At 63.6% G+C, this 24,916-nt stretch carries 22 protein-coding genes; 14 read left to right on the top strand and 8 right to left on the bottom strand.

What is annotated here, in order from left to right; genetic code table 11:
* Positions 1–175: 175 nt before the first annotated feature.
* Positions 176–1,822, bottom strand: coding sequence for a Na+/H+ antiporter (locus ACFY68_RS07880; RefSeq protein WP_387525311.1), 1,647 nt, complete (start codon positions 1,820–1,822; stop codon positions 176–178).
* A 287-nt stretch (positions 1,823–2,109) separates the two neighbouring features.
* Between ACFY68_RS07880 and ACFY68_RS07875 the strand changes: the two genes are divergently transcribed.
* From ACFY68_RS07875 to ACFY68_RS07860, 4 genes are all read left to right on the top strand, one after another.
* A complete protein-coding gene (locus tag ACFY68_RS07875; protein WP_306381699.1) occupies positions 2,110–2,457 on the top strand; it encodes an ArsC family reductase in 348 nt (115 codons plus the stop codon).
* Between the two features lie 42 nt (positions 2,458–2,499).
* Positions 2,500–3,534, top strand: coding sequence for a 2,3,4,5-tetrahydropyridine-2,6-dicarboxylate N-succinyltransferase (gene dapD, locus ACFY68_RS07870; protein ID WP_387525309.1), 1,035 nt, complete (start codon positions 2,500–2,502; stop codon positions 3,532–3,534).
* Between the two features lie 120 nt (positions 3,535–3,654).
* Complete coding sequence (locus ACFY68_RS07865; protein WP_387525306.1) at positions 3,655–4,860, top strand: cysteine desulfurase; 1,206 nt, start codon at positions 3,655–3,657, stop codon at positions 4,858–4,860.
* On the top strand, positions 4,857–5,267 hold the full coding sequence (locus ACFY68_RS07860; RefSeq protein WP_387525303.1) for a SufE family protein: 411 nt from the start codon (positions 4,857–4,859) through the stop codon (positions 5,265–5,267). The genes ACFY68_RS07865 and ACFY68_RS07860 overlap by 4 nt, the downstream gene beginning before the upstream one ends.
* Positions 5,268–5,341: 74 nt before the next feature.
* Here ACFY68_RS07860 and tcdA read toward each other — a convergent pair whose 3' ends face one another.
* Entirely contained in the window at positions 5,342–6,151 is an 810-nt protein-coding gene (gene tcdA / locus ACFY68_RS07855) for a tRNA cyclic N6-threonylcarbamoyladenosine(37) synthase TcdA (RefSeq protein ID WP_387525300.1), read from the bottom strand.
* Positions 6,152–6,283: 132 nt separating this feature from the next.
* Here tcdA and ACFY68_RS07850 point away from each other — a divergent pair, with 132 nt between their 5' ends.
* The 4 genes from ACFY68_RS07850 to ACFY68_RS07835 all read left to right on the top strand — a co-directional run bounded on the left by ACFY68_RS07850 (position 6,284) and on the right by ACFY68_RS07835 (position 11,329).
* Positions 6,284–8,875, top strand: a complete 2,592-nt coding sequence (locus ACFY68_RS07850; protein WP_346611801.1) for a glycosyltransferase — start codon at positions 6,284–6,286, stop codon at positions 8,873–8,875.
* 98 nt (positions 8,876–8,973) lie between these two features.
* Entirely contained in the window at positions 8,974–10,125 is a 1,152-nt protein-coding gene (gene dapE, locus ACFY68_RS07845) for a succinyl-diaminopimelate desuccinylase (RefSeq protein ID WP_387525297.1), read from the top strand.
* On the top strand, positions 10,125–10,937 hold the full coding sequence (locus ACFY68_RS07840; RefSeq protein WP_387525294.1) for a putative RNA methyltransferase: 813 nt from the start codon (positions 10,125–10,127) through the stop codon (positions 10,935–10,937). The genes dapE and ACFY68_RS07840 overlap by 1 nt, the downstream gene beginning before the upstream one ends.
* A 17-nt stretch (positions 10,938–10,954) precedes the next feature.
* Entirely contained in the window at positions 10,955–11,329 is a 375-nt protein-coding gene (locus ACFY68_RS07835; RefSeq protein ID WP_346611804.1) for a hypothetical protein, read from the top strand.
* A 123-nt stretch (positions 11,330–11,452) separates the two neighbouring features.
* Here ACFY68_RS07835 and ACFY68_RS07830 read toward each other — a convergent pair whose 3' ends face one another.
* Positions 11,453–11,662, bottom strand: coding sequence for a cold-shock protein (locus tag ACFY68_RS07830; protein ID WP_346611805.1), 210 nt, complete (start codon positions 11,660–11,662; stop codon positions 11,453–11,455).
* A 231-nt stretch (positions 11,663–11,893) separates the two neighbouring features.
* Here ACFY68_RS07830 and plsB point away from each other — a divergent pair, with 231 nt between their 5' ends.
* The 3 genes from plsB to ACFY68_RS07815 all read left to right on the top strand — a co-directional run bounded on the left by plsB (position 11,894) and on the right by ACFY68_RS07815 (position 15,578).
* Positions 11,894–14,380 carry a glycerol-3-phosphate 1-O-acyltransferase PlsB gene (plsB, locus tag ACFY68_RS07825; RefSeq protein ID WP_387525290.1) on the top strand — a complete coding sequence of 829 codons (2,487 nt, stop codon included), beginning with the start codon at positions 11,894–11,896 and terminating at the stop codon, positions 14,378–14,380.
* 76 nt (positions 14,381–14,456) lie between these two features.
* The gene (locus ACFY68_RS07820; RefSeq protein ID WP_387525288.1) at positions 14,457–14,855 is read left to right on the top strand and encodes a YbaY family lipoprotein; all 399 of its coding nucleotides are present in this window, start codon (positions 14,457–14,459) and stop codon (positions 14,853–14,855) included.
* Between the two features lie 33 nt (positions 14,856–14,888).
* On the top strand, positions 14,889–15,578 hold the full coding sequence (locus ACFY68_RS07815; RefSeq protein WP_387525285.1) for a DUF4197 domain-containing protein: 690 nt from the start codon (positions 14,889–14,891) through the stop codon (positions 15,576–15,578).
* Between the two features lie 134 nt (positions 15,579–15,712).
* On the opposite strand, the gene ACFY68_RS07810 is transcribed toward ACFY68_RS07815, so the two are convergent.
* Both ACFY68_RS07810 and ACFY68_RS07805 read right to left on the bottom strand, forming a co-directional pair.
* On the bottom strand, positions 15,713–18,778 hold the full coding sequence (locus tag ACFY68_RS07810) for an efflux RND transporter permease subunit (protein WP_387525282.1): 3,066 nt from the start codon (positions 18,776–18,778) through the stop codon (positions 15,713–15,715).
* Positions 18,779–18,784: 6 nt separating this feature from the next.
* Positions 18,785–19,885: an efflux RND transporter periplasmic adaptor subunit gene (locus tag ACFY68_RS07805; protein WP_387525280.1), complete on the bottom strand. Its 1,101-nt coding sequence runs from the start codon at positions 19,883–19,885 to the stop codon at positions 18,785–18,787.
* Positions 19,886–20,054: 169 nt separating this feature from the next.
* On the opposite strand from ACFY68_RS07805, the gene ACFY68_RS07800 reads away from it, so the two are divergent.
* Complete coding sequence (locus ACFY68_RS07800) at positions 20,055–20,696, top strand: TetR/AcrR family transcriptional regulator (RefSeq protein WP_387525277.1); 642 nt, start codon at positions 20,055–20,057, stop codon at positions 20,694–20,696.
* A 156-nt stretch (positions 20,697–20,852) separates the two neighbouring features.
* Complete coding sequence (locus ACFY68_RS07795; protein WP_387525274.1) at positions 20,853–21,839, top strand: RHS repeat-associated core domain-containing protein; 987 nt, start codon at positions 20,853–20,855, stop codon at positions 21,837–21,839.
* A 36-nt stretch (positions 21,840–21,875) separates the two neighbouring features.
* On the opposite strand, the gene ACFY68_RS07790 is transcribed toward ACFY68_RS07795, so the two are convergent.
* The gene (locus tag ACFY68_RS07790) at positions 21,876–22,652 is read right to left on the bottom strand and encodes a class I SAM-dependent methyltransferase (protein ID WP_387525271.1); all 777 of its coding nucleotides are present in this window, start codon (positions 22,650–22,652) and stop codon (positions 21,876–21,878) included.
* 103 nt (positions 22,653–22,755) lie between these two features.
* On the opposite strand from ACFY68_RS07790, the gene ACFY68_RS07785 reads away from it, so the two are divergent.
* On the top strand, positions 22,756–23,376 hold the full coding sequence (locus ACFY68_RS07785; protein WP_387525268.1) for an energy transducer TonB: 621 nt from the start codon (positions 22,756–22,758) through the stop codon (positions 23,374–23,376).
* A 2-nt stretch (positions 23,377–23,378) separates the two neighbouring features.
* Here the strand turns inward: ACFY68_RS07785 and ACFY68_RS07780 are convergent, their stop codons facing one another.
* A complete protein-coding gene (locus ACFY68_RS07780) occupies positions 23,379–24,065 on the bottom strand; it encodes an extensin family protein (RefSeq protein WP_387525266.1) in 687 nt (228 codons plus the stop codon).
* 6 nt (positions 24,066–24,071) lie between these two features.
* A complete protein-coding gene (locus tag ACFY68_RS07775) occupies positions 24,072–24,902 on the bottom strand; it encodes an oxaloacetate decarboxylase (RefSeq protein ID WP_387525263.1) in 831 nt (276 codons plus the stop codon).
* Between the last annotated feature and the right edge of the window lie 14 nt (positions 24,903–24,916).

The following is a 24,916-nucleotide window of genomic DNA, read 5'->3' as shown; positions in this document are numbered from 1 at the left end:
TCAAATACCTCCTGATCATGCGTATTAGCCTGTAAACCATGTTCCCGGTTTGAAATGTAAACGATGTCTTCGGTTTGTACCCGGGGCAAGCCCGCCCCCACAGGTTCTCCATTGCATTTGAAGTTGCTGGAGACCTGTGGGAGTAGGCTTGCCCCGCGAATGCCAACAATGAGATCTACCTGACCTGCCCCAGGTTGGCCTCACTCATATCCAGCTCACCCAACACCTGCCGCACCACCTCATCGCCCACCAGGTGCTGGCGATGCAGGTTATAGAGCTCCAGCCGCTGCGCCCGTAGCGCACGCAAACGCAAACGCCGCTCGAGCAAATCCATCTGCTCTGCCAAAGCTCTCGCCTCAGCCGTGTCGTTGTAACTGTTCAGCTCGTCCCGATACTCGGCCATCAACCTTGCCTTGAGCTCGGTGGCCAGTGTCGCCTGCGCGGCATCCTGCGGCGCGCTGGCGTCGATCACTTCCTCAGCTTCCAACGCATGGATCGCCGCCTCGGCGGTACGGCGCCAGGCTTCCTGCACCTCTTGATGCAGGCGCTCGTCCGGGCTCTTGGTGATGCCACGCAGCAGGATCGGCAACGCGATACAGGCACTGATCAGCGACAATAGAATGACCCCGGCGGCAATGAAGATCAGCAAGTCTCGTTCAGGGAACGCCTGGCCCGCCCCCATCAGCAACGGTATCGACATCACACCCGCCAGGGTTACCGCACCCCGTACCCCGCCCAAGGTCAGCAGCCAGCAGGAGCGTGCGGTTGGCATCAGCACCAGCGCCGGCTTGCCGCGCCAGCGCCGCACCACACCAATCGCCCGCCAGATGCTCTGTACCCAGATAAACCGCAGCAGGATCAACGCTGCGAAGATCGCCAGCACGTCCAGGCAACGCCAGGCCAGGGTTGGCCAGACCGTCGCCTCGTGGCTGACCACCGCCTTGATGATGTCGGGCAACTGCAGGCCCAGCAGCAAGAAGATCAAGCCGTTGAACGCGAACTCCAGCAGCGACCAGACGCTGCGGTTGAGCAAGCGGGTGCTGGTCTGGCGCGGCAGCAGGTCGAGCCAGCTCTGCATCATGCCGGCCGCCACCGCCGAGAGAATGCCCGACACACCAAGGCGCTCGGCCAGCACATAAGCGGCAAACGGTAGCAGCAGCATGAACACCACATGGGTAGCCGGGTCATCCCAGCCACGGGCGATCATCCAGGCGCGCAGGCGACCGATCAGCCAGCTCAGGGCCACACCCACCGCCAGGCCTCCCAATGCGACCAGCACGAAGCTGAAGCTGGCATCGGCCAACGAGAACACGCCGGTGATCGCCGCTGCCAGCGCGAACTTGAAGGTCACCAGGCCCGACGCGTCGTTCATCAACGCCTCGCCCTGGAGCATGTGCATCAGCGGGGTGGGTAGGCGGTCCTGGGTTATCGCCGAAACCGCCACGGCGTCGGTCGGCGACAACACGGCTGCCAAGGCGAATGCCACGGGCAGCGGGATGCTCGGCAGCAACCAGTGGATGAAGTAGCCGGCACCGACCACGGTGAACAGCACCAGCCCCACGGCCAATGCCACCACCGGCCCGCGAATGCGCCACAGCTCACGCTTGGGGATGCGCCAGCCGTCGGCAAACAGCAGCGGGGGCAGGAACAGGAAGAGGAATAGCTCAGGGTCCAGCGCCACGTGCAGGCCCAGGGTCGGCCAGGCCAACAGTGCGCCGGCGGCGATCTGCACCAGCGGCAGGGGTAGCGGGACCATACGCCCGACCAGTTTCGACACGCTTACCAGCGTCAGCAGGATGAGGACGGTATAGGCTGACTGCATCCGTAAAAGCTTCCTTTATGAATCAAGAACTACAGCGGGGCGAAACATCGCCATTGAAACAATATGTTAGCGGGGATGGCTAAATCGAGACCGCTGCACGATAGTCGCAGGTGACAGATGAATATGTAACACGATGATACTAGAGAGCTGCGACCTCGATGCGCTTGGCTCACACGGCCCCCCATTCGCCCCACACCCGTGGCGCTCAAAGAATCGTTCCCGCATAATCCCGCGACTGACATTCGGAAATGGAGAGATTGGGGCAGCCTGTGGCCTCAATGCACACAATGACCTACACGCTCTACGGCATCAAAGCCTGCGATACCATGAAAAAGGCGCGCACCTGGCTCGAAGACAAAGCCATCGCCTACGAATTCCATGACTACAAAGCTCAAGGCATCGACCGTGACAGCCTGAACCGCTGGTGCGACGAACACGGCTGGGAAGTCATCCTCAACCGTGCCGGCACCACCTTCCGCAAGCTCGACGACGCCAGCAAGGCCGATCTCGACCAGGCCAAGGCCGTTGAACTGATGCTGGCCCAGCCGTCGATGATCAAGCGCCCGGTGCTCGACCTGGGCGCGCGCACACTGGTGGGCTTCAAGCCTGACCTGTACGCCGCCGCGCTGGCCTGAGCCCGCTAGCGCTTCACACCCTATTTCGCACGAGGTAATCACATGTCCAATACCCTGTTCAGCCTGGCCTTCGGTGTCGGCTCCCAGAACCGCCAGGGCACCTGGCTGGAAGTGTTCTACGCACAACCGCTGCTCAAGCCGAGCGCCGAGCTGGTCGCCGCCGTAGCGCCGATCCTCGGTTACGAAGGCGGCAACCAGGCCATCACCTTCAGCAACGGCCAGGCCGCGCAGCTGGCCGAAGCCCTGAAAGGCGTCGATGCCGCCCAGGCCGCGCTGTTGACCCGCCTGGCCGAAAGCCACAAGCCGCTGGTTGCCACCCTGCTGGCCGAAGACGCTGCGCTGACCTCGACCCCAGAGGCCTACCTCAAGCTGCACCTGCTGTCGCACCGCCTGGTCAAGCCGCACGGCCTGAGCCTGGCCGGTATCTTCCCGCTGCTGCCGAACGTGGCCTGGACCAACCAGGGCGCCGTCGACCTGGCGGAGCTTGCCGAACTGCAACTGGAAGCACGCCTGAAGGGCGAGCTGCTGGAAGTATTCTCGGTGGACAAGTTCCCGAAGATGACCGACTACGTGGTCCCGGCCGGCGTGCGCATTGCCGACACCGCCCGTGTGCGCCTGGGCGCCTACATCGGCGAAGGCACCACCATCATGCACGAAGGCTTCGTCAACTTTAACGCTGGCACCGAAGGCCCAGGCATGATCGAAGGCCGTGTCTCGGCGGGCGTCTTCGTCGGCAAGGGCTCGGACCTGGGCGGCGGCTGCTCGACCATGGGCACCCTGTCCGGCGGCGGTAACATCATCATCAAAGTCGGCGAAGGCTGCCTGATCGGCGCCAACGCCGGTATCGGCATCCCGCTGGGCGACCGCAACACCGTCGAAGCTGGCCTGTACATCACTGCCGGTACCAAGGTGAACCTGCTCGACGAGAACAACGAGCTGGTCAAAGTGGTCAAGGCCCGTGACCTGGCCGGCCAGACCGACCTGCTGTTCCGCCGCAACTCGCTCAATGGCGCCGTCGAGTGCAAGACGCACAAGTCGGCGATCGAGCTGAACGAGGCGCTGCACGCGCACAACTGAGAATCCTTCAGTACCTGCAGGAGCGGGCTTGCCCGCGAACAGCGCACGCTCAGCGTATGAAATGTTAAGATCGGGTCTGGCACCACGCCAGACCCGATTTTCATTCCAGGCCCCGTGATCATGTTCCAGCCCTCCCCCTGGCGTGCCGATTTCCCCGCTATCGACGCCCTGCAACGGCAGCACCAGACCTACCTGGACAGCGCCGCCACCACCCAGAAGCCCCAGGCCCTGCTCGATGCCCTGAGCCACTATTACGGCCACGGCGCGGCCAATGTGCACCGTGCCCAGCACCTGCCCGGCGCGCTGGCGACCCAAGCGTTCGAAACCAGCCGCGACAAGGTGGCCGCCTGGCTCAATGCCGCCGAATCGCGGCAAATCATCTTCACCCACGGCGCCACGTCGGCGCTGAACCTGCTGGCCTATGGCCTGGAACACCGCTTTGAGGCGGGCGAAGAGATCGCCGTCAGCGCCCTGGAACACCACGCCAACCTGCTGCCCTGGCAGCAACTGGCGCAGCGGCGCAACATGCGCCTGGTAGTGCTGCCGGTGGACGCGCATGGCCGCATCGACCTCGACCAGGCCTTGCAACTGATTGGCCCACGCACACGGGTGCTGGCCGTCAGCCAGTTGTCCAACGTGCTCGGCACCTGGCAGCCGCTGCCAAGCTTGCTCGCCCACGCACGCGCCCAAGGGGCGTTGACCGTGGTGGATGGTGCACAGGGCGTGGTGCATGGGCGTCACGATGTGCAGCAACTGGGCTGTGACTTCTACGTGTTCTCCAGCCACAAGTTGTACGGCCCTGAAGGCGTCGGCGTGCTCTATGGTCGCCCACAGGCGCTGGAGTTGCTGCGCCACTGGCAGTTCGGCGGAGAGATGGTGCAGCTGGCCGATTACCACAGCGCCAGCTTCCGCCCCGCCCCGCTGGGCTTTGAGGCCGGCACACCGCCCATCGCCGGTGTGATCGGGCTGGGCGCGACCCTCGATTACCTGGCCAGCCTGGATGCCATGGCGGTCAGCAACCATGAATCCAGCCTCCATCAGCACCTGTTGCGCGGGCTGGCCGACCGTGACGGCGTGCGCGTACTGGGCTCACCGCAGGCGGCCCTGGCCAGCTTCGTCATCGACGGCGTGCACAATGCCGACATCGCTCACCTGCTGACCGAACAGGGCATTGCCGTACGCGCTGGCCATCACTGCGCCATGCCTTTGCTCAAAGGGCTGGGGCTGGACGGGGCGATTCGGGTGTCGCTGGGGCTGTACAACGACAGCGACGACCTGCAGCGGTTTTTCGACGCCCTCGACCAAGGCCTGGAGTTGCTGCGATGAGCCTGCCTGTAGACGCCCAAGCGGCGCTGGACAGCTTCGAACAAGCCCGTGGCTGGGAGCAGCGTGCGCGGTTGCTGATGCAAATGGGTGACCGCCTGGCTCCGCTGGAGGATGCGCAAAAGTGCGAAGGCAACCGGGTGCATGGCTGCGAAAGCCTGGTGTGGCTGGTGGTTGAACAGCGCGATGGCCAGTGGCTGTTCAAGGCAGGCAGCGACGCGCGGTTGTTACGCGGTTTGCTGGCGTTGCTGCTGGTCCGGGTGCAGGGCCTGAACAGTGCTGAACTGGCTGCACTGGATTTACGCGAGTGGTTCACCCGGCTGGGGCTGGAGCGGCAATTGTCGCCGTCGCGCAGCAATGGGTTGCATGCGGTGTTGCAGCGGATGGCGGAGCTGGTTTCGGTCAGTTGAACCGGCGGTGGGTTCATCGCGGGCAAGCCCGCGCCTGCAGGGGCCTGCGAAGAAGCCCGCAGAGGTCCAGCGCCTTACTCCGGTTTAACCCGTTCAGAAGGCCGCCGCGCACCCGCCACCAGTTTTTCCACCGCCTTGCTGGCAGCCACCATGCCGAAGGTCGCGGTGACCATCATCACTGCGCCAAAGCCCCCTGAGCAGTCCAGGCGCACGCCTTCACCGACGAAGCTTTTCTGCAGGCAAACGCTGCCATCCCCCTTGGGATAGCGCAGCTGCTCGCTGGAGAACACGCACGGCACACCGTAATTGCGGCTGACGTTGCGCGAGAAGTTGTAGTCCCGGCGCAAGGTGGAACGCACGCGCGATGCCAGCGGGTCGTTGAAGGTCTTGTTGAGGTCGCCGATCTGGATCTGCGTCGGGTCGATCTGCCCGCCCGCGCCACCGGTGGTCACCACGGCGATTTTGCGCCGCCGGCACCAGGCAATCAGCGCGGCTTTGGCCATCACGCTGTCGATGCAGTCGATAACGCAATCGAGGTTTTCGGTAATGTATTCGGCCATGGTCTCGCGGGTGACGAAGTCGGCCACCGCATGCACCGTGCACGCCGGGTTGATCGCGCGCAGGCGCTCGGCCATCACCTCGACCTTGGGCCGCCCCACCTGCCCTTCCAGGGCATGGGCCTGGCGGTTGGTATTGCTGACGCAGACGTCGTCGAGGTCGAACAGGGTGATCTCCCCCACGCCACTGCGCGCCAGCGCCTCAGCCGCCCACGAACCAACCCCGCCGATTCCGACGACCCCCACATGGGCCTGGCTCAAGCGGTGCAGCCCGTCGTCGCCGTAAAGCCGGGCAACGCCGGCGAAGCGTGGATCTTCTGTGCTCATGGTGCTACCCGAAACCTATACCTCGAAAACCGGCGCGCATTATAGGCCAGCAGCCGCTTTCAGCTCCATCGTTAGGAAAGACACTACCAATGCTGCTTTAATGTCCTACCACCTCGATAGAAATGGACCACAATGTCATCACGCAAATTCGGCCTCAACCTGGTGGTGGTCCTGGCCATCGCCGCGCTGTTCACCGGGTTCTGGGCGCTGATCAACCGCCCGGTTTCCGCACCTGCCTGGCCCGAGCAGATCTCCGGCTTCTCGTACTCGCCATTCCGCCTTGGGGAAAGCCCGCAAAAGGGTCAATACCCCAGCGATGACGAGATGCGCCAGGACCTGGAGCAGATGAGCAAGCTGACCGACAGCATTCGTATCTACACCGTGGAGGGTACCCAGGCTGATATCCCGCGCCTGGCAGAAGAGTTCGGCTTGCGGGTAACGCTGGGCATCTGGATCAGCCCGGACCTGGAACGCAACGAGCGCGAAATCGCCACCGCCATCGAGCTGGCCAACACTTCGCGCAGCGTGGTGAGGGTTGTGGTGGGCAACGAGGCACTGTTCCGTGAAGAAGTCACACCGGAAAACCTGATCAAATACCTAGACCGGGTACGCGCTGCGGTCAAAGTGCCCGTCACCACCAGTGAACAGTGGCATATCTGGAAGGAACACCCAGAGTTGGCCAAGCACGTCGACCTGATTGCCGCGCACATCCTGCCCTATTGGGAGTTCGTGCCGATGAAGGATTCGGTCGAGTTCGTGCTGGACCGCGCACGTGAACTGAAGCAACAGTTCGCCCGTAAACCGCTGCTGCTATCGGAAGTCGGCTGGCCGAGCAACGGCCGCATGCGCGGGGGTGCCGATGCCACTCAGGCCGACCAGGCCATCTACCTGCGCACCTTGGTCAACACCCTCAACCGCCGTGGCTACAACTACTTTGTCATCGAAGCCTATGACCAACCGTGGAAGGCCAGCGACGAAGGCTCCGTGGGTGCTTACTGGGGCGTGTACAACGCTGAGCGCCAGCAGAAGTTCAACTTTGAAGGGCCTGTGGTAGCGATCCCTCAATGGCGTGCCCTGGCGGTAGCCTCGGTGGTGCTGGCGGTGATCGCCCTGATGGTGTTGTTCATCGACGGCTCGGCCCTGCGCCAGCGCGGGCGAACCTTCCTGACATTCATCACCTTCCTGTGCGGGTCGGTACTGGTGTGGATCGCTTACGACTACAGCCAGCAGTACAGCACCTGGTTCAGCCTGACCGTGGGCGTGTTGCTGGCGCTGGGCGCGCTGGGGGTGTTCATCGTGCTGCTGACCGAGGCCCACGAACTGGCCGAGGCCGTGTGGATCCACAAGCGGCGCCGGGAGTTCCTGCCGGTACAGGGCGACAGCGCCTACCGGCCGAAGGTCTCGGTGCATGTGCCGTGCTACAACGAGCCACCGGAGATGGTCAAACAGACCCTCGACGCGCTCGCCGCGCTGGACTACCCGGATTACGAAGTACTGGTGATCGACAACAACACCAAGGACCCTGCCGTGTGGGAGCCGCTCAAGGCCCACTGCGAAAAGCTCGGCGAGCGCTTCAAGTTCTTCCATGTCGCACCGTTGGCCGGTTTCAAAGGTGGCGCCCTGAACTACCTGCTGCCACACACCGCCAAGGATGCCGAAGTGATTGCAGTGATCGACTCGGATTACTGCGTCGATCGCAACTGGCTCAAGCACATGGTGCCGCACTTCGCCGACCCGAAAATCGCCGTGGTGCAATCGCCGCAGGACTACCGCGACCAGCACGAGAGCGCCTTCAAGAAGCTCTGCTACAGCGAGTACAAAGGCTTCTTCCATATCGGCATGGTGACCCGCAACGACCGTGACGCCATCATCCAGCACGGCACCATGACCATGACCCGGCGCAGCGTGCTCGAGGAGCTAGGCTGGGCCGAATGGTGCATCTGCGAGGACGCAGAGCTGGGCCTGAGGGTGTTCGAGAAAGGCTTGTCGGCCGCCTACGCCCACAATAGTTACGGCAAGGGCCTGATGCCCGACACCTTCATCGACTTCAAGAAGCAGCGCTTTCGCTGGGCCTACGGTGCCATCCAGATCATCAAGCACCACGCCGCCGCCCTGCTGCGCGGCAAGGGCAGCGAGCTGACCCGTGGCCAGCGTTATCACTTCCTGGCCGGCTGGCTGCCGTGGGTCGCCGATGGCATGAACATCTTCTTCACCGTCGGTGCGTTGCTGTGGTCGGCGGCGATGATCATCGTGCCGCACCGGGTGGACCCGCCACTGATGATCTTCGCCATCCCGCCGCTGGCGCTGTTCTTCTTCAAGGTCGGCAAGATCATCTTCCTGTACCGTCGGGCAGTAGGGGTCAACCTCAAGGATGCCTTCGCCGCGGCGCTGGCGGGGCTGGCGCTGTCGCACACCATCGCCAAGGCGGTGCTGTACGGGTTCTTCACCAGCAGCATGCCGTTCTTCCGCACGCCGAAGAATGCCGACAGCCATGGGCTGCTGGTGGCCATTTCCGAAGCGCGGGAAGAGCTGTTCATCATGTTGCTGCTGTGGGGGGCTGCGCTTGGCATCTACCTGGTGCAGGGGCTGCCGAGCTCCGACATGCGCTTCTGGGTGGCGATGCTGCTGGTGCAGTCGTTGCCGTACCTGGCGGCGTTGGTGATGGCGTTTCTGTCTTCGCTGCCCAAGCCGCAGGAAAAGGCCGCCGAACCGCAACAGGCTTGAGATTGCCGGGGGGCGCTTTGCGCCCCTATCGCGACGCTATTTGATATAAGATAACGCCCCTCAGATTTCCCCGCCTTGCCTTGCCCCGGAGTTCCCCCATGACGGCCCCAGCCGAGCTCTCGCCTACCCTTCAACTGGCCTGCGACCTGATCCGTCGCCCCTCGGTCACCCCCGTCGACGCCGATTGCCAGGCGCAGATGATGAACCGCCTGGGCGCCGTGGGCTTCCAGCTCGAACCGATGCGCATCGAGGACGTCGACAACTTCTGGGCTACCCACGGCAACCAGCAAGGCCCGGTGTTGTGCTTTGCCGGCCACACCGACGTGGTTCCAACCGGCCCGGTGCAGCAGTGGCAGCATGAGCCGTTCGAGGCGCTGATCGATGCCGATGGCATGCTCTGTGGCCGTGGCGCGGCCGACATGAAGGGCAGCCTGGCGTGCATGGTAGTGGCCAGCGAGCGCTTTGTGCGTGACTACCCAAACCACCGTGGCCAGGTCGCGTTCCTGATCACCAGTGACGAGGAAGGCCCGGCCCATCACGGCACCAAGGCAGTGGTAGAGCGCCTGAAAGCACGCAACCAGCGGCTGGACTGGTGCATCGTCGGCGAACCGTCGAGCACCAGCCTGCTCGGTGACATGGTCAAGAACGGCCGCCGTGGCTCGTTGGGTGCCAAGCTGACCGTACGTGGCAAACAGGGCCATGTGGCCTACCCGCACCTGGCGCGCAACCCGATCCACCTGGCCGCGCCAGCACTGGCAGAGCTGGCCGCCGAGCACTGGGACGAAGGCAACGCGTTCTTCCCGCCGACCAGCTTCCAGATCTCCAACCTCAACTCAGGCACCGGCGCCACCAACGTGGTCCCGGGCGAGCTGACCGCGCTGTTCAACTTCCGTTTCTCTACCGAGTCGACGGTCGACGGTTTGCAGGCACGGGTATCGGCAATCCTCGACAAGCACGGGCTGGACTGGTCGATCGACTGGGCGCTGTCGGGCCTGCCGTTCCTCACCGAACCGGGTGAGCTGCTCGATGCCGTCTCGGCCAGCATCAAGGGCGTCACCGGCCGCGACACCCAACCGTCCACCAGCGGTGGAACCTCCGATGGCCGCTTCATCGCCACCATGGGCACCCAGGTGGTCGAGCTGGGCCCGGTCAACGCCACCATCCACCAGGTGGACGAGCGCATCCTGGCCAGCGACCTCGACCTGCTGACCGAGATCTACTACCAGACCCTGGTCCGGTTGCTCGCCTGATGCTTGCCTGCCCAATTTGCCAGGCGGCCCTGACGCGGCTCGACAACGGTGTGGTGTGCCCGGCCGGCCACCGCTTCGACCGTGCCCGCCAGGGTTACCTGAACCTGCTGCCGGTGCAGCACAAGAACAGCCGTGACCCGGGCGACAACCAGGCCATGGTCGAAGCACGCCGTGACTTCCTCGACGCCGGCCACTACGCCCCGGTAGCCCGCCGCCTGGCGCAGCTTGCCGCCGAGCGCAAGCCCGGCGCCTGGCTCGACATCGGTTGCGGCGAAGGGTATTACACCGCGCAGCTCGCCCAGGCCCTGCCACAGGCTGAAGGCTACGCCCTGGATATCTCGCGCGAAGCCGTCAAGCGCGCGTGCCGCCGCGACGCTTCGGTTACCTGGATGGTCGCCAGCATGGCCCGTGTGCCCCTGGCCGATGCCAGCTGCCAGTTCCTCGCCAGCGTGTTCAGCCCGTTGGACTGGGCCGAGGCCAAACGCCTGCTCAGCCCGGGCGGCGGCCTGATGCGCGTGGGCCCGACCAGCGGCCACCTGATGGAACTGCGCGAGGTGCTCTACGATGAAGTACGCCCCTACGCCGACGACAAGCACCTGGCCCTGGTACCTGAAGGCATGGCCCACGCCCACAGCGAAACCCTCGAGTTCCACCTGAGCCTGGCCGCGCCGAAGGCCCGCGCCGACCTGCTGGCCATGACCCCGCACGGCTGGCGCGCAAGCGCCGAGAAGCGCGCCCAGGTCATCGACCAGGCCGAGCCGTTCGAAGTCACGGTTTCCATGCGTTATGACTATTTCGTGCGCCAAGACTGAGCACACCCGGAGCCCTTATGCGCCAACCTGATATAGAGATCTACCTGAAGGACGCCGACGTCGACCACAAGCAGATTGCCCAGTGGCTGGGCGAAGCGATTGGCCCCTGCAGCGAATGGCAACAGAAAGGCCAGACCTTCAAATGCAAGGCCGGTAACATTTCGGTGACTTGGTTACCCAAAGCTGTAGGGAAATGGAACAGCCTGTACCTGGAAAGTGACCAGACCCCGTGGGCCGATGACGTCGCCTGTGCACGCGCCGCGTTCGCCGCACTGGGCGTGGAAGTACGCTGCGCACCGGGTGGCTGGGTAGAAGAGGATGGCGAGGAAGATGCCGACCGCTGGGTCCGCATCAGCGCCGACGGTGAAGAGGAAATCACCTGGCGCACATGAATACTCGGCATTTTTTGTAGGCGCTGGCTTGCCGGCGATGCAGCCACCGCGGTGTATGGCACCGGCTTTGCCGGTGACCGCCGGCAAGCCAGCTCCTACAGCTTGAGCGTTGCCTCAGGAGGCTCAGAGCCCGACTACATCCTCGGCTTGCAGGCCTTTCTGGCCCTGCACGCAGGAGTACTCGACCCGCTGCCCTTCGACCAGGGTACGATGCCCCTCACCGCGGATCGCCCGATAATGGACGAACACATCCGCACTACCTTCGCGCTGAATGAAGCCAAAGCCTTTGGCATCGTTGAACCACTTTACATTCCCAGTCTCACGAGACGACATCTGAACTACTCCGGATTTTTATTGTGAAGATCGCCTTGCAGACACAGGTATCGCTCCCCGTGTCGACGCCGCTTGCCGAAATATCCTGCAAGGGGCAGGCCGAGTATATGACACAGAACAAAGAATTTTCATGACCGCCGCGCCATTTGCAGGTTTTTGCTGAACTTACGCAGATACGGCAGACTAACTGCTTGCACACTCACTAAAAATCACACCCAGGGCACACACCCCATGACCCGTTCCCCCCTGCGCCGCCTGATCTTCGGCGCGCTGCGTCGCCTGTTGTACCTGTGGGTGCGCTCCGAGACCATCAACCAGTCCGCCACCAGCCTGCAACTAGACCGCAGCCGCCCGGTGTTCTACGCCCTGCCCTCGCCATCGCTCACCGACCTGGCCGTGCTCGACCACGAGTGCACCAAAGCGGGGCTACCGCGCCCGGTACTGCCGGTGGCTGTGGGCACCCTGCATGAGCCAGCCGGTTTCTTCTACCTCACGCCCGACCCGGACTGGCTCGGCCGCCACGATAAGCGCGGTGCACCACCGACCCTCGAGCGGGTGATTGCGGCTGTCAGCCAGCATGCCGAAGAAGACGCACAGATCATCCCGGTCAGTGTGTTCTGGGGCCAGACACCGGCCAGCGAGTCCAGCCCCTGGAAGCTGCTGTTCGCCGACAGCTGGGCAGTCACCGGGCGCCTGCGCCGGCTGCTGACCATCGTGATTCTGGGGCGCAAGACCCGCGTGCAGTTCTCCGCGCCCATCCACGTGCGCGAGCTGGTGCAGCACAACAAAGGCCATGAACGCACGGTGCGCATGGCCCAGCGCTTGATGCGCGTGCATTTCCGCAACCTCAAGACCGCCGTGATCGGCCCGGACATCTCGCACCGGCGCAACCTGGTCAAAGGCCTGGTGCATGCGCCGATGGTGCGCCAGGCGATCAGCGACGAAGCGCAACGGGAAAACATCCCGGTGGCCAAGGCTGAAGCGCTGGCCCTGCGCTACGGCAACGAAATCGCCTCGGACTACACCTACACCGCCATCCGCTTCCTCGAAGTGGTGCTCAGCTGGTTCTGGAACAAGATCTACGACGGCATCAAGGTCAACCACATCGAGCAGGTGCAAGGCATCGCGCCGGGCCACGAAGTCATCTACGTACCCTGCCACCGCAGCCACATCGACTACCTGCTGCTGTCCTACCTGCTATTTCGCAACGGCCTGACGCCGCCACACATCGCCGCCGGCATCAACCTCAACATGCCGGTGGTCGGCAGCCTGCTGCGCCGCGGTGGCGCTTTCTTCATGCGCCGCACGTTCAAGGGCAACCCGCTGTACACCGCCGTGTTCAACGAATACCTGCACACTCTGTTCACCAAAGGCTTCCCGGTCGAGTACTTCGTCGAGGGCGGGCGCTCGCGCACGGGGCGCATGCTGCAACCACGTACCGGAATGCTGGCGATCACACTGCGCAGCTTCCTGCGCTCATCGCGCACGCCGATCGTCTTCGTACCGGTGTACATCGGCTACGAGCGCGTGCTCGAAGGCCGCACCTACCTGGGTGAGCTGCGCGGGGCGAGCAAGAAGAAAGAGTCGATCTTCGATATTTTCAAGGTCATCGGCGCGCTGAAGCAGCGTTTTGGCCAGGTCTACGTGAACTTCGGTGAGCCGATCCGCCTGGCGGGCTTTCTCGACCAGCAGCAACCCGGCTGGCGCGAGCAGGACCTGGGCCCGCAGTTCCGCCCGGCCTGGCTCAACGAGACCACCACCCGCTTGGGCGAAACCGTGGCCCGTCACCTCAACGAGGCGGCTGCAGTCAACCCGGTCAACCTGGTGGCCCTGGCGCTGCTCTCCACCAGCCGCCTGGCACTGGACGAAAGTGCGCTGACGCGCGTGCTGGACCTGTACCTCGCCTTGCTGCGCAAGGTGCCCTACTCCGAGCACACCACCTTGCCGGAAGGCGACGGCCAGGCGCTGATAGAGCACGTCAGGGGGATGGACCTGCTGTCCGAGCAGAAAGACGCCCTCGGCCGCATCCTCTACCTGGATGAAGCCAACGCGGTGCTGATGACCTATTACCGCAACAACGTCCTGCACATCTTTGCCTTGCCGGCGCTGCTGGCAAGTTTCTTCCACAGCAGCTCGCGGATGAGCCGCGAACTGCTCGGCCAATACGTACACGCGCTGTACCCGTACCTGCAGGCCGAGCTGTTCTTGCGCTGGTCACCCGATCAGCTCGACGCGGTGATCGACCAATGGCTGTCGGCGCTGGTTGAACATGGCCTGCTGCGCCAGGAGAACGACAGCTATGTGCGCCCACCACCAAGTTCACGTCAGTTCGTCCTGCTGACCCTGCTTGCGCGCACCATCACCCAGACCCTGCAACGCTTCTACATGGCCACGTCGCTGCTGCTCAACAGCGGCCAGCACACCCTTACCGCCGAAGAGCTGGAAGACCTCTGCGTGATGATGGCCCAGCGCCTGTCGATCCTGCATGGGCTCAATGCCCCGGAGTTCTTCGACAAGGCCCTGTTCCGACATTTTATCCAGACCTTGATCGAGCAAGGCGTGCTGCGCCCGGATGGCAATGGCAAGCTGGGTTATCACGACAAGCTCGGCGAACTGGCCGAAGGGGTGGCCAAGCGCGTGCTGTCGGCCGAGCTGCGCCTGTCGATCCGCCAGGTGGCACTGCACCGCGATTATTCACCGGAAACTTCGGGTCTCTGAAGCTTTATCAGCCGGGAAAATCCGCTAAAGTCCCTGGGGTTGGCCACAAGCCAGCCCCAAGGACAACGGAGATTCCATGAAAAAGCTCGTAATGCTGTGTTGCGCATCCCTGCTCGCGGCCTGTTCCAGCCACACCCCGACCACCCAGGCCAGCCTGGATGGCGAAGTCTTCTACCTGCAGCGCATTGCCCTGCCACCTGCCGCCACCTTGAGTGTGGAGCTGCAGGACGTGTCGCTGATGGACGCCCCTGCCGTCACCCTGGCGCGCCAGGCCGGCCCTGTGAAAGGCAACGTGCCGCTGCCGTTTCACCTCACCTATGACCCGGCCCAGGTCAAGCCTGGCCACCGTTATGCGCTGAGCGCCCGCATCGAGCTGGACGGCAAGCTGCTGTTCATCAACACCGAGCACCACGGCGTCACGCTGGATGGCAGCGACGCGCAGCCCGTACGGATCAAAGTTGATCCGGTGCGCTGATATCCGCCTACTTCTGTTGAAAAGGAATGCTTCATGATTCGCTCCTCCCTGCGCTTCACCGCCCTGTGCACCGGCTTGCTGCTGTCGGCCAGCGCCCTGGCCCTGTCGCTGGGCGACCTGACCCAGAAAGACGCCACCGGCGGCCTGAAGGACGCCCTCACCCAAGGTGCACAGGTTGCCGTCAAGCAGCTGAGCACCCCCGGCGGTTTCAGCAACAACCCCGACGTGCGCATCGAGCTACCCGGCAACCTCGGCAAGGCCGCCAAGGCCATGAAAATGTTCGGCAAGGGTGACCAGGTCACGGCCCTGGAAGACAGCATGAACAAAGCCGCTGAAGCAGCGGTACCGCAAGCCCAGGCGATCCTGGTGGATGCGGTCAAGAACATGAGCGTGACCGATGCCAAGGGCATCCTCAGCGGTGGCGATGACTCGGCTACCCAATACCTGAACAAAAGCAGCCGCGAGCAGATCCGCGCCAAGTTCCTGCCGATCGTCAAGGCGGCAACCGACAAGGTTGGCGTGGTTCAGCAGTACAACAGCTTTGCTGGCCAGGCTTCGGCCCTTGGCCTGGGTAACGCCAAGAGCGCCAACGTCGAGAGCTATGTGACCGAAAAGGCCCTCGATGGCCTGTTCGAAATGATCGCCAAACAGGAGCAGAGCATTCGCCAGAACCCGGCGCAGGCGGCTACCAGCCTGGCGAAGAAGGTCTTCGGCGCCCTGTAGAGGCCAAGGGCTGCGTTGCAGCCCATCGCCGGCAAGCCGGCTCCCACAGGTACAGCACAGCTTTCACCAGCGGCGCCGACACTGTAGGAGCCGGCTTGCCGGCGAATGGAGGGCAACGCCCTCCCCTGCGGCCTTCAGCCCTTCTTCACCCTGAACCACGCCGCATACAACGCCGGCAGGAACAGCAGCGTCAACGCCGTCGCAACGATCAACCCGCCCATGATCGCCACCGCCATCGGCCCGTAGAACACACTGCGCGACAGCGGGATCATGGCCAGCACCGCCGCCAGCGCCGTCAGCACGATCGGCCGGAAGCGCCGCACCGTGGCCTCGATGATCGCCTGCCAACGGTCCATCCCCGAAGCGATGTCCTGTTCGATCTGGTCCACCAGGATCACCGAGTTGCGCATGATCATACCCGCCAGGGCAATGGTGCCGAGCATCGCGACGAACCCGAACGGCTGCCGGAACACCAGCAGGAACAGGGTCACGCCGATCAGCCCCAAGGGCGCGGTGAGGAACACCATCACCGTGCGCGAGAAGCTGCGCAGCTGGATCATCAACAAGCTCAACACGACCACGATGAACAACGGCATGCCCGCATTGACCGAGTTCTGCCCACGCTCCGAATCCTCCACGGTACCGCCCACTTCCAGCAAGTAGCCATCCGGCAGCTTGGCCTTGATTTCACTCAAGGTCGGCTCGATCTGCCGTACCAGGGTCGCCGGCTGCTCCTTGTCGTAGATGTCGGCACGCACGGTCACCGTCGGCAAGCGGTTGCGGTGCCAGATGATGCCCTCCTCGAACCCGTACTCCAGGGTCGCCACCTGCGACAGCGCGACGCTCTGGCCGTTGTCGGTGGGCAGCGCCAGGCTACCGAGGTTGCCCAGCTCGCCGCGCTCCTTCTGGGTGCCGCGCAGCAGGATCTCGATCAGCTCATTGTCCTCGCGGTACTGGCTGACCGTGGTACCGGTCAGCGAGCTTTGCAGGAAGCTCGAGAGGTGCGCAGTGCTGACGCCGAGGGCACGCGCACGGTCCTGGTCAATCGACAGGAACACGGCCTTGCTCGGCTCCTCCCAATCAAGGTGCACGTTCACCACATGCGGGTTTTCGCGCACCTTGGCTGCGACCTCACGGGCCAGGGCGCGTGCTTTTTCGATATGCTCGCCGGTGACACGGAACTGCACCGGGTAACCCACGGGCGGGCCGTTTTCCAGGCGGGTGACGCGAGCGCGCAGGTCGGGGAACTGCTGGTCTACGGTATCGATCAGCCAGCTGCGCAGGCGTTCGCGCTGTTCCATCGACTTGGCCAGCACGACGAACTGGGCAAAGCTTGCCGCCGGCAGTTGCTGGTCCAAGGGCAGGTAGAAACGTGGCGAGCCGGTGCCCACGTAGGCCACATAGTTATCGATGCCGTCCTGCTGCTTGAGCAGCGCTTCCAGTTGCTTGACTCGCTCGGCGGTATTGGCCAGCGAAGCGCCCTCGGCCAGCTTCAGGTCGACCATCAGCTCCGGGCGCCCCGAGGCGGGGAAGAACTGCTGGGGCACGAAGCGGAACAACAGGATGCTACCGACAAAGGCGGCGATGGTAAGCAGGATCACCGTCTTGCGCCGCCGCACGCACCACTCCACCACGCGCCGTACGCGCTGGTAGAACGGGGTGGCGTAAGGGTCTGGTGCATGGCCGTCGCTGCCATGACGGGCGGCATGCATTTTGGCCAGGTCCGGCAACAGCCGTTCGCCCAGGTAGGGAACGAACACCACCGCGGCGACCCACGAGGTCAACAGCGCGATGGTCACCACCTGGAAAATCGAGCGGGTGTATTCACCCGTGCTCGACGCCGCCGTGGCAATCGGCAGGAAACCGGCAGCGGTGATCAAGGTACCGGTGAGCATCGGGAAGGCCGTGCTGGTCCAGGCATAGCTGGCCGCCTTGAGCCGATCGAAGCCCTGCTCCATCTTGATCGCCATCATTTCCACGGCAATGATCGCGTCGTCCACCAGCAGGCCCAGTGCCAGCACCAACGCACCGAGCGAGATCTTGTGCAGGCCGATGCCAAAGTAGTGCATGGCCGCAAACGTCATGGCCAGCACCAACGGGATGGCCAGTGCCACCACCAGGCCGGTGCGCAGGCCCAGCGAGAAGAAACTCACCAGCAACACGATTATCAGGGCCTCGACCAGCACCTGGACGAACTCGCCGACACCCGCCTTGACCGCCGCCGGCTGGTCGGACACTTTGCGCAGCTCCATGCCGGCAGGCAGGTTGTGCGACAGGCGTTCGAACTCGCCTTCCAGCGCTTTGCCCAGCACCAGGATGTCGCCGCCATCCTTCATCGAAACGGCCAGGCCAATTGCGTCCTCGCCCATGAAGCGCATGCGCGGCGCGGGTGGGTCGTTGAAACCCCGGTGCACGTCCGCGACGTCACCGATGCGGAAGGTGCGGTCCCCCACCCGGATGGGGAACTGGCGAATCTGCTCGACACTGTCGAACTGCCCGCTCACCCGCAACTGCAGGCGCTCGCTGGGGGTTTCGAAGAACCCGGCGGTACTCACCGCGTTCTGTTCGCGCAGGGCTTGCTGCACGGCCTCGAGCGGCACACCCAGGGTGGCCAGCTTGAGGTTGGACAGTTCGATCCAGATCTTCTCGTCCTGCAGCCCGACCAGCTCGACCTTGCCCACGTCCTTGACCCGCTGCAGCTGGATCTGGATACGGTCGGCGTAGTCCTTGAGCACCGCATAATCGAAGCCGGCACCGGTCAGCGCGTAGATGTTACCGAAGGTGGTGCCGAACTCGTCGTTGAAGAACGGCCCCTGGATTTCCGGTGGCAAGGTATGGCGGATGTCCGCGACCTTCTTGCGGATCTGGTACCACAGCTCGGGGATGTCCTTGGAGTGCAGCGAGTCGCGGGCCATGAAGGTCACCTGCGATTCGCCGGGGCGCGAGAACGAGACGATCTTCTCGTACTCGCCGGTTTCCATCAGCTTCTTCTCGATCCGTTCGGTTACCTGGCGCGACACTTCCTCGGCCGTAGCACCCGGCCACAGGGTACGGATCACCATGGCTTTGAAAGTGAACGGCGGGTCTTCGCTCTGGCCAAGCTTGGTGTAGGACATGGCGCCAATGGCAGCCAGCAGGATCATCAGGAACAGTACGATCTGGCGATTGCGCAGCGCCCAGGCGGAAAGGTTGAAACCCATCGGGACTTACTCCTTGGCCGTCAGGTTCACCACGCGGTTGGTGCGGTCCACAGGCCGCACCTCCTGCCCTTCGCGCAGCACATGGCCGCCAGCGGCGACCACCCAGTCGCCAGGGTTCAAACCTTCGAGCACCGGCACACTGTCGGTGCCATACACCCCGAGGCGCACCGCCGCCCGCTCCAGGCGACGGTCCTGGTTGACCCGCCAGACATAGGCCTGGCCGTTTTCCGCGGTAACCGCCGCCAGCGGCACAGCCAACGGGATCAGCCCATCATGGGCAATGAACACGCGTGCGCTCTGGCCGATGTCTGCGGGTACCTTGGCCGAGGTGAAGGCGATGCGCGCGGCGAAGGTGCGCGAGCGCGGGTCGGCTGCCGGCGACAGCTCACGGATGCGCCCCGGGAAGCGTTCGGTGCCATGCGACCACAACTCTACGCTGACCGCCTGGCCAACGGCGAAGCGGGCGAACTGCTGCTCGGGCAGCCCGATCACCACCTCCCGCTCACCGTCGGCAGCCAAGGTGAACACGGTTTGCCCGGCAGCAACCACCTGGCCGACCTCGACCTGGCGCTTGGCGATGACGCCGGCCTGCGGCGCACGCAGCACAGCGTACTCAGCCTGGTTGCCGGCCACGTCGAACTCGGCCTTGGCCTGCTTGAGGCGCGCCAGCCCGGCACGGTACAGGTTCTCGGCATTGTCGTAGAGGGAATGGCTGACCATCTGCCGGTCGAGCAATTTCTGGTAGCGGTCACGCTCGGCGCGCACCAGTGCCAGGTTGGCTTCGGCGGCCGCCAGTTGCGCGCGGTTGGCCTCCAGTTGCAGGCGTACGTCCTGGGGGTCGAGCTCGGCCAAAGGCTGGTCTGCCTTGACCCGTTGCCCCTCCTCCACCAGGCGTTTGCTGACTTTGCCCGCGATGCGGAACGCCAGCTCCGGTTCCAGGCGCGCGCGCACCTCGCCAGGGTAACTGTCGGCAGCGGCTTCGGCTGGCTGCGGCTGCACCACCAGCGCGGGGCGAGGCGCGGCCGGGGCGGCGGCTTCCTGGCCGCAGGCCGCCAGGAACAGCACGGCGGCGGCAGGCAGGGCGAGGGACAAGGCATGACGCAACATGATGAATCCTTCCGCGACGAGCGCATCGAATATTTATACTGGCGAGTATATTAAGTCAGGGAACCGAAGCCGGGAAGCCAGCGTCGGAAAGAAAATCAACATTAACGCTAGGGCATTCCTTCAAGCCGGATGGCAGCCGAGCCGGTAAGATGGGCGCTCCTTCAACCAGATGCGGATTCCAATGCCCAACGACGCACCCATCGGCCCAGGTCGCCCCAAGGACCTGGCCAAGCGCGAGGCGATCCTCGAAGCGGCCAAGACGCTGTTCCTCAGCCTTGGCTATGCCAACACCAGCATGGATGCGGTCGCTGCGGCGGCAGGTGTTTCAAAACTCACGGTGTACAGCCACTTCACCGACAAGCAGACCCTGTTCGGCTCGGCGGTCATGGCCACCTGCCAGATCCAGCTGCCTGACCTGCTGTTCGAGTACCCCGAGGGGGCACCCGTGGAGGAGGTACTGCTGACCATTGCCCGAGGCTTCCAGGCACTGATCAGCAGCGACGAAGCGGTCAAGCTCAGCCGCCTGATCATGGCCCAGGGCAGCCTGGACCCAAGCTTTGGCGAATACTTCTACGAAGCTGGGCCCAAGCGCGTGCTGGCGGGGATGGAAGCGCTGCTGCGCGGGGCGGACGAACGCGGACTGCTGCGCATCGACAACCCGCTGCGTGCGGCGGAGCACTTCTTCTGCCTGGTCAAAGGGGCACCGGATTACCGCTTGCTGCTGGGGTGCGCGGGGCCGCTGGAGGGGAACGAGGCCGAGGCGCATGTGCGCGAGGTGGTGGAGGTGTTTATGCGGGCGTACCAACCCTGAGGCAGATACAGACCTTTGTGGGCCGCTCCCACACGGACCGTGCCCACCAATCAGAGTGCGCCGCAACCGGCACACCTACCTGACATTTTTGCCAGTATTCAACCAGGCACCATCCAGACAGACTCTCATGTACTACCTGTACATGAGAGCACCACCATGCCATCGCAAGCACTCAAGCTCTTTTACAAGGGCAACAAACTCTCGACCGTGCATACGACCGGTGCTCATCACAGCGTGATCAGCGCCAACAACCAGAACCTGTACGAAACGAACAGCCAGACTGCGCAAACACGATTGCTGGCCACCGACATACAAGAATCAACAATAATCATAAAGTCAGAATACCAGAGCATGATTGCCTACAGCCCCTATGGAAATGACAGTTTTCCAGCTGACAGCCTGTTACTATCCCGGTTCACAGGACAAATTTTATTACCTTTATTAACCAAGAGTTACCTGCTGGGTAACGGCCACCGCCTATTCAACACAGGATTGATGCGCTTTCACAGTCCGGATAGCTTGTCGCCATTCGATGAAGGGGGGCTCAATGGTTATGCGTACTGCGGCAATGACTCGATTAATCGAAGCGATCCGACTGGACAGAGCTTTATATTCAACTTTAAAAGATTGAGAGGCGGTTACTCATACGCAAAACTCTCCAAGCGACTGGCGTTAGATGAGCCCAACCTCTCCACGCGAGAATATAAGGCCCTCAAGAAATCCATAAAAAAACGCTTTGACATGAACCCCACAAATAAGGAATATGCCGCGCAACAGCGAAAGATCAATTCGTTACGTCTATTGGAAGTCTCCGGTAAAAAAGACCGTTACCACAATCCTGAAGCATATAAGTCGCTACTGCACCCTTCCGACCCACCCAGCGCTACTGGCACGCTCAGTCCTACTGGCACGCTCGGAGATCGCCGAGGGTCGAGCGACAGTATGACCTCAGAACAATGGGCTGACATTAAGCGACGATTTGTAGCCATCCAAATTCGCCACATGCCTGCGGATGGACGTCCGTGGACGTTACCCAGAACGGGCTCAGCAGCGGACCACATATACATCTACTCTGGCAACGCTGTTAACCATGAAATATACAAAATTCGAGGATCATTTGAACGACCATTAAGCCAAGGTTAATGAAATTGTACAAGACAACGTATATCTGATAGGAGATTAGACTTTCAATGTCTTCTTTGGATAAATGTCATACCTGCTCGACTTGCCTTCCAGGCTATGGCTCGGCTTCGGCCCCTCGATAATCGGCGCCTTGCGCGGCCGCTTCACCACCACCCGGTGGCTGGCCAGCGCAAGGGCGGCTTCGAGTAGCGCCGGCGCATCCATATCATCACCGACCAACGGCCGGAACACGCGCATTTCCTTCTTCACCAACGCGCTCTTGTCGCGATGCGGGAACATCGGGTCGAGGTAGATCACCTGCGGCGGTTCACCCTCCCAGGCGCGCATGCGCTCGATGGCGTTGCCGGTCAGCAGGCGCATGCGCCCGACGATCGGCCCGACCTCAGCGTCGGCCCTGGCCCGTGCCAAGCCATCTTCGAGCAACGCCGCGATCAACGGCTGGCGCTCGATCAGGGTCATCTGGCAACCCAAGCTGGCCAGCACGAATGCGTCCTTGCCCAGGCCTGCCGTGGCATCCAGCACTTGTGGCCGCACGCCTTGGGCAATGCCCACGGCCTTGGCGATCATCTGCCCGTTGCCGCCGCCAAACTGGCGCCGATGTGCGGCCTGGCCTTCGACGAAATCGACCCGCACCGGCCCCGGAGCCTGCGGCCCCAGTTGCTGGATCTGCAAGCCTTCGGCGCCTACCTGCACGGCGAAGCCTGCCGCATCGTCCTGCAGCGGCAGGCCCAGGCGCTCGGCCCATGCCCTGGCCTGTTCCGCATACTCGGCCGCCATCGACTCGACCCTGATACCCGTGCCTTGCTCTTGCATCGTCCACACCTAAAAAATCAAACCAAGCCCTTAATGAATCGGCAAAACGGCCGATACAGGCAATATCCCGCTATTCTGCCAGAGCACAACGCGCGCGACTGCCATGACAGAGACTCTTCCCATCGGTTTGACCTACTTGTCGCCTGTCGGCAACTACGGTCGGCAGAATACCCAGGCACTCGGGGGCGTCAGCCACCTGTGGCAGGATTTCTTTGCTCGCGCGCTGGCCGAGCAGCAAGCGCAAGAGCCCGACAGCGTCAGCCAGGCGCTGGTGCAATACGATCAGCACAGCGGTGAGCCGATTGGCGGGGCCAAGGCCCTGGCGTTGATCGACGCCCAGCGGGCCTGCCCAGTGCACGACACCATCGTCGCACCGCCCGAGCCACTATTCCTGCCCAAAGCCGAACTGGAAGCCAACCTGCTGGAGCCGGCCCCCGAGCCTTTCAGCACCGCCGAGATGATCCAGCAGCAACGTCAGCTCGACATCAGCAACACCTGGCTGCGCCCGGTGGTCATGAGCCAGGGCCAGCCGCTCGGCGAGCCCGGCCCGGCCCCTTCCCCGCGCCCGCTGCACCTGCCCATCGCCGAGTTTGAAATGAACCTGCTCGACCCCGCGCCGGAGCCATTCGACGAAGCGACCATGGCCAAGCAGCAGAACGACCTGGAATTCGACATGCACTGGGCGCGCCCGGTGGTGCTGAACAACGTCCGCGCCCACGCCTGAAGTCAGCGGCAGATCTGCCAGCGCCCCATGTCCAGGTGAAAGTGGTTGTGGTGCGCCGCGTTGTAATCCGGGCCCAGCACCGTACTGAAACTTTCGCAGGCGGCCTGCTGCACTTCGCGCAGAAAGGTCGCCTTCTGCCCATCCGCCTGCCAGTCCCGCGCCAGCACGATGCGCTGGCCGCCCTCCAGGCGGAAGCCGCTGATGTCCAGCGCATTGGCCGTGGCGTGCTGGCTGAGCCGGCCCTGCTTGCGGTTATACACATTGCGGCAAGCGAAACTGCCCAGGTGATCCACCTGCACGACGCGCTGGCCGAACACCCGCTGCGCAGCCGGTTGCAGGCCATGGTTCTCGAACAGCGCGTAAGCCACGGCCAGCGGGCAACTGGCCAGGAAGCTGCTGCTCAAGCGCGCATCGCCTTGCTCGATGCGCCATACGTTCTGCAACGGGCACTTGGCCGAGGCCGGGCTGTCGGCTTGTGCCCTGAAGCGCAGCTGGCTGGCCTCGAGCGCTTGTTTACACAAGCCCGGGTCATCACGCAGCCGCGACAACTTGTAAGGGGTCAGCAGGTTCGCAGGCTCGCGCACGTCCAGCGGCGCCCATGGGTTCCAGGCATCCGGCAGGCGCCAACCCAGCAGCCAGGGCAGGCCCGCCACAAGCAGCAGGCCGCACAGCAGCACCAGTGCGCGCACTGCGCCTCAGCGGCGGAACAGGTCGTTGAGCTGGGCGAACGGCAAGGCCTGCTCACCGTAGCTGAACGTGCCCTGGTCACGAATCTCCAGCGCCGCGCGCTGGAACGCCCCCAGCGCCGCCCGGGCCAGCGATGACCCAACGCTGATGCGGCGTACGCCCAGGTCCTGCAGCTGGTTGACGCTCAGCGGCACGCCGGCCAGGCCCATCAATACATTGACCGGTTTCGGTGCCACGGCCTGCACGACTGCGCGAATTTCGTCGACACTGCGCAAGCCCGGCGCATAGAGCACATCGGCGCCTGCCTCGGCGTAAGCCTGCAGGCGCAGGATGGTGTCGTCCAGGTCCATGCGCCCGTGCAGCAGGTTTTCTGCGCGGGCACAGAGCATGAAGGGGAAGGGCAGGCTGCGAGCTGCCTGCACCGCAGCGCGCACGCGCTCCACGGCCAGCCCGAAGTCATAGATCGGGGCGTCGCTCCGGCCGCTGGCATCTTCGATCGAGCCGCCGACCAGCCCGGCCTCGGCAGCCCGCAGGATGGTCTGCGCACAGTCATCGGGCAGGTCGCCGAAGCCGTTTTCCAAGTCGGCGGCGACGGGCAAGGCCGTGGCGTCGACGATCAGCGCGGCGTTGTCCAGGGTCTCGTCCAGGCTCAAGGCCGCTTCCGCATCCGGTCGGCCCAGGCTGAAAGCCAGCCCCGCACTGGTGGTGGCCAGCGCTTCGAAGCCCAGGCTGGCCAGCAGCTTGGCGGAGCCGGCATCCCAGGGGTTGGGGATGACGAAGGCGCCATCGCGCTCGTGCAGCGCCTTGAAGGCTTCGGCACGCAGGGTTTGTACATCCATGGTCACAACCTCCG

Origin of the sequence: Pseudomonas sp. NPDC012596 (assembly GCF_042902325.1) — a bacterium.
Lineage (GTDB): Bacteria > Pseudomonadota > Gammaproteobacteria > Pseudomonadales > Pseudomonadaceae > Aquipseudomonas.
This window is presented reverse-complemented; position numbering and strand designations above follow the sequence as displayed.

Coding starts and splice junctions, on each gene's coding strand:
- ACFY68_RS07880 (WP_387525311.1), bottom strand. CDS start 1,822: ATGCAGTCAGCCTATACCGTCCTCATCCTGCTGACGCTGGTAAGCGTG.
- ACFY68_RS07875 (WP_306381699.1), top strand. CDS start 2,110: ATGACCTACACGCTCTACGGCATCAAAGCCTGCGATACCATGAAAAAG.
- dapD (WP_387525309.1), top strand. CDS start 2,500: ATGTCCAATACCCTGTTCAGCCTGGCCTTCGGTGTCGGCTCCCAGAAC.
- ACFY68_RS07865 (WP_387525306.1), top strand. CDS start 3,655: ATGTTCCAGCCCTCCCCCTGGCGTGCCGATTTCCCCGCTATCGACGCC.
- ACFY68_RS07860 (WP_387525303.1), top strand. CDS start 4,857: ATGAGCCTGCCTGTAGACGCCCAAGCGGCGCTGGACAGCTTCGAACAA.
- tcdA (WP_387525300.1), bottom strand. CDS start 6,151: ATGAGCACAGAAGATCCACGCTTCGCCGGCGTTGCCCGGCTTTACGGC.
- ACFY68_RS07850 (WP_346611801.1), top strand. CDS start 6,284: ATGTCATCACGCAAATTCGGCCTCAACCTGGTGGTGGTCCTGGCCATC.
- dapE (WP_387525297.1), top strand. CDS start 8,974: ATGACGGCCCCAGCCGAGCTCTCGCCTACCCTTCAACTGGCCTGCGAC.
- ACFY68_RS07840 (WP_387525294.1), top strand. CDS start 10,125: ATGCTTGCCTGCCCAATTTGCCAGGCGGCCCTGACGCGGCTCGACAAC.
- ACFY68_RS07835 (WP_346611804.1), top strand. CDS start 10,955: ATGCGCCAACCTGATATAGAGATCTACCTGAAGGACGCCGACGTCGAC.
- ACFY68_RS07830 (WP_346611805.1), bottom strand. CDS start 11,662: ATGTCGTCTCGTGAGACTGGGAATGTAAAGTGGTTCAACGATGCCAAA.
- plsB (WP_387525290.1), top strand. CDS start 11,894: ATGACCCGTTCCCCCCTGCGCCGCCTGATCTTCGGCGCGCTGCGTCGC.
- ACFY68_RS07820 (WP_387525288.1), top strand. CDS start 14,457: ATGAAAAAGCTCGTAATGCTGTGTTGCGCATCCCTGCTCGCGGCCTGT.
- ACFY68_RS07815 (WP_387525285.1), top strand. CDS start 14,889: ATGATTCGCTCCTCCCTGCGCTTCACCGCCCTGTGCACCGGCTTGCTG.
- ACFY68_RS07810 (WP_387525282.1), bottom strand. CDS start 18,778: ATGGGTTTCAACCTTTCCGCCTGGGCGCTGCGCAATCGCCAGATCGTA.
- ACFY68_RS07805 (WP_387525280.1), bottom strand. CDS start 19,885: ATGTTGCGTCATGCCTTGTCCCTCGCCCTGCCTGCCGCCGCCGTGCTG.
- ACFY68_RS07800 (WP_387525277.1), top strand. CDS start 20,055: ATGCGGATTCCAATGCCCAACGACGCACCCATCGGCCCAGGTCGCCCC.
- ACFY68_RS07795 (WP_387525274.1), top strand. CDS start 20,853: ATGCCATCGCAAGCACTCAAGCTCTTTTACAAGGGCAACAAACTCTCG.
- ACFY68_RS07790 (WP_387525271.1), bottom strand. CDS start 22,652: ATGCAAGAGCAAGGCACGGGTATCAGGGTCGAGTCGATGGCGGCCGAG.
- ACFY68_RS07785 (WP_387525268.1), top strand. CDS start 22,756: ATGACAGAGACTCTTCCCATCGGTTTGACCTACTTGTCGCCTGTCGGC.
- ACFY68_RS07775 (WP_387525263.1), bottom strand. CDS start 24,902: ATGGATGTACAAACCCTGCGTGCCGAAGCCTTCAAGGCGCTGCACGAG.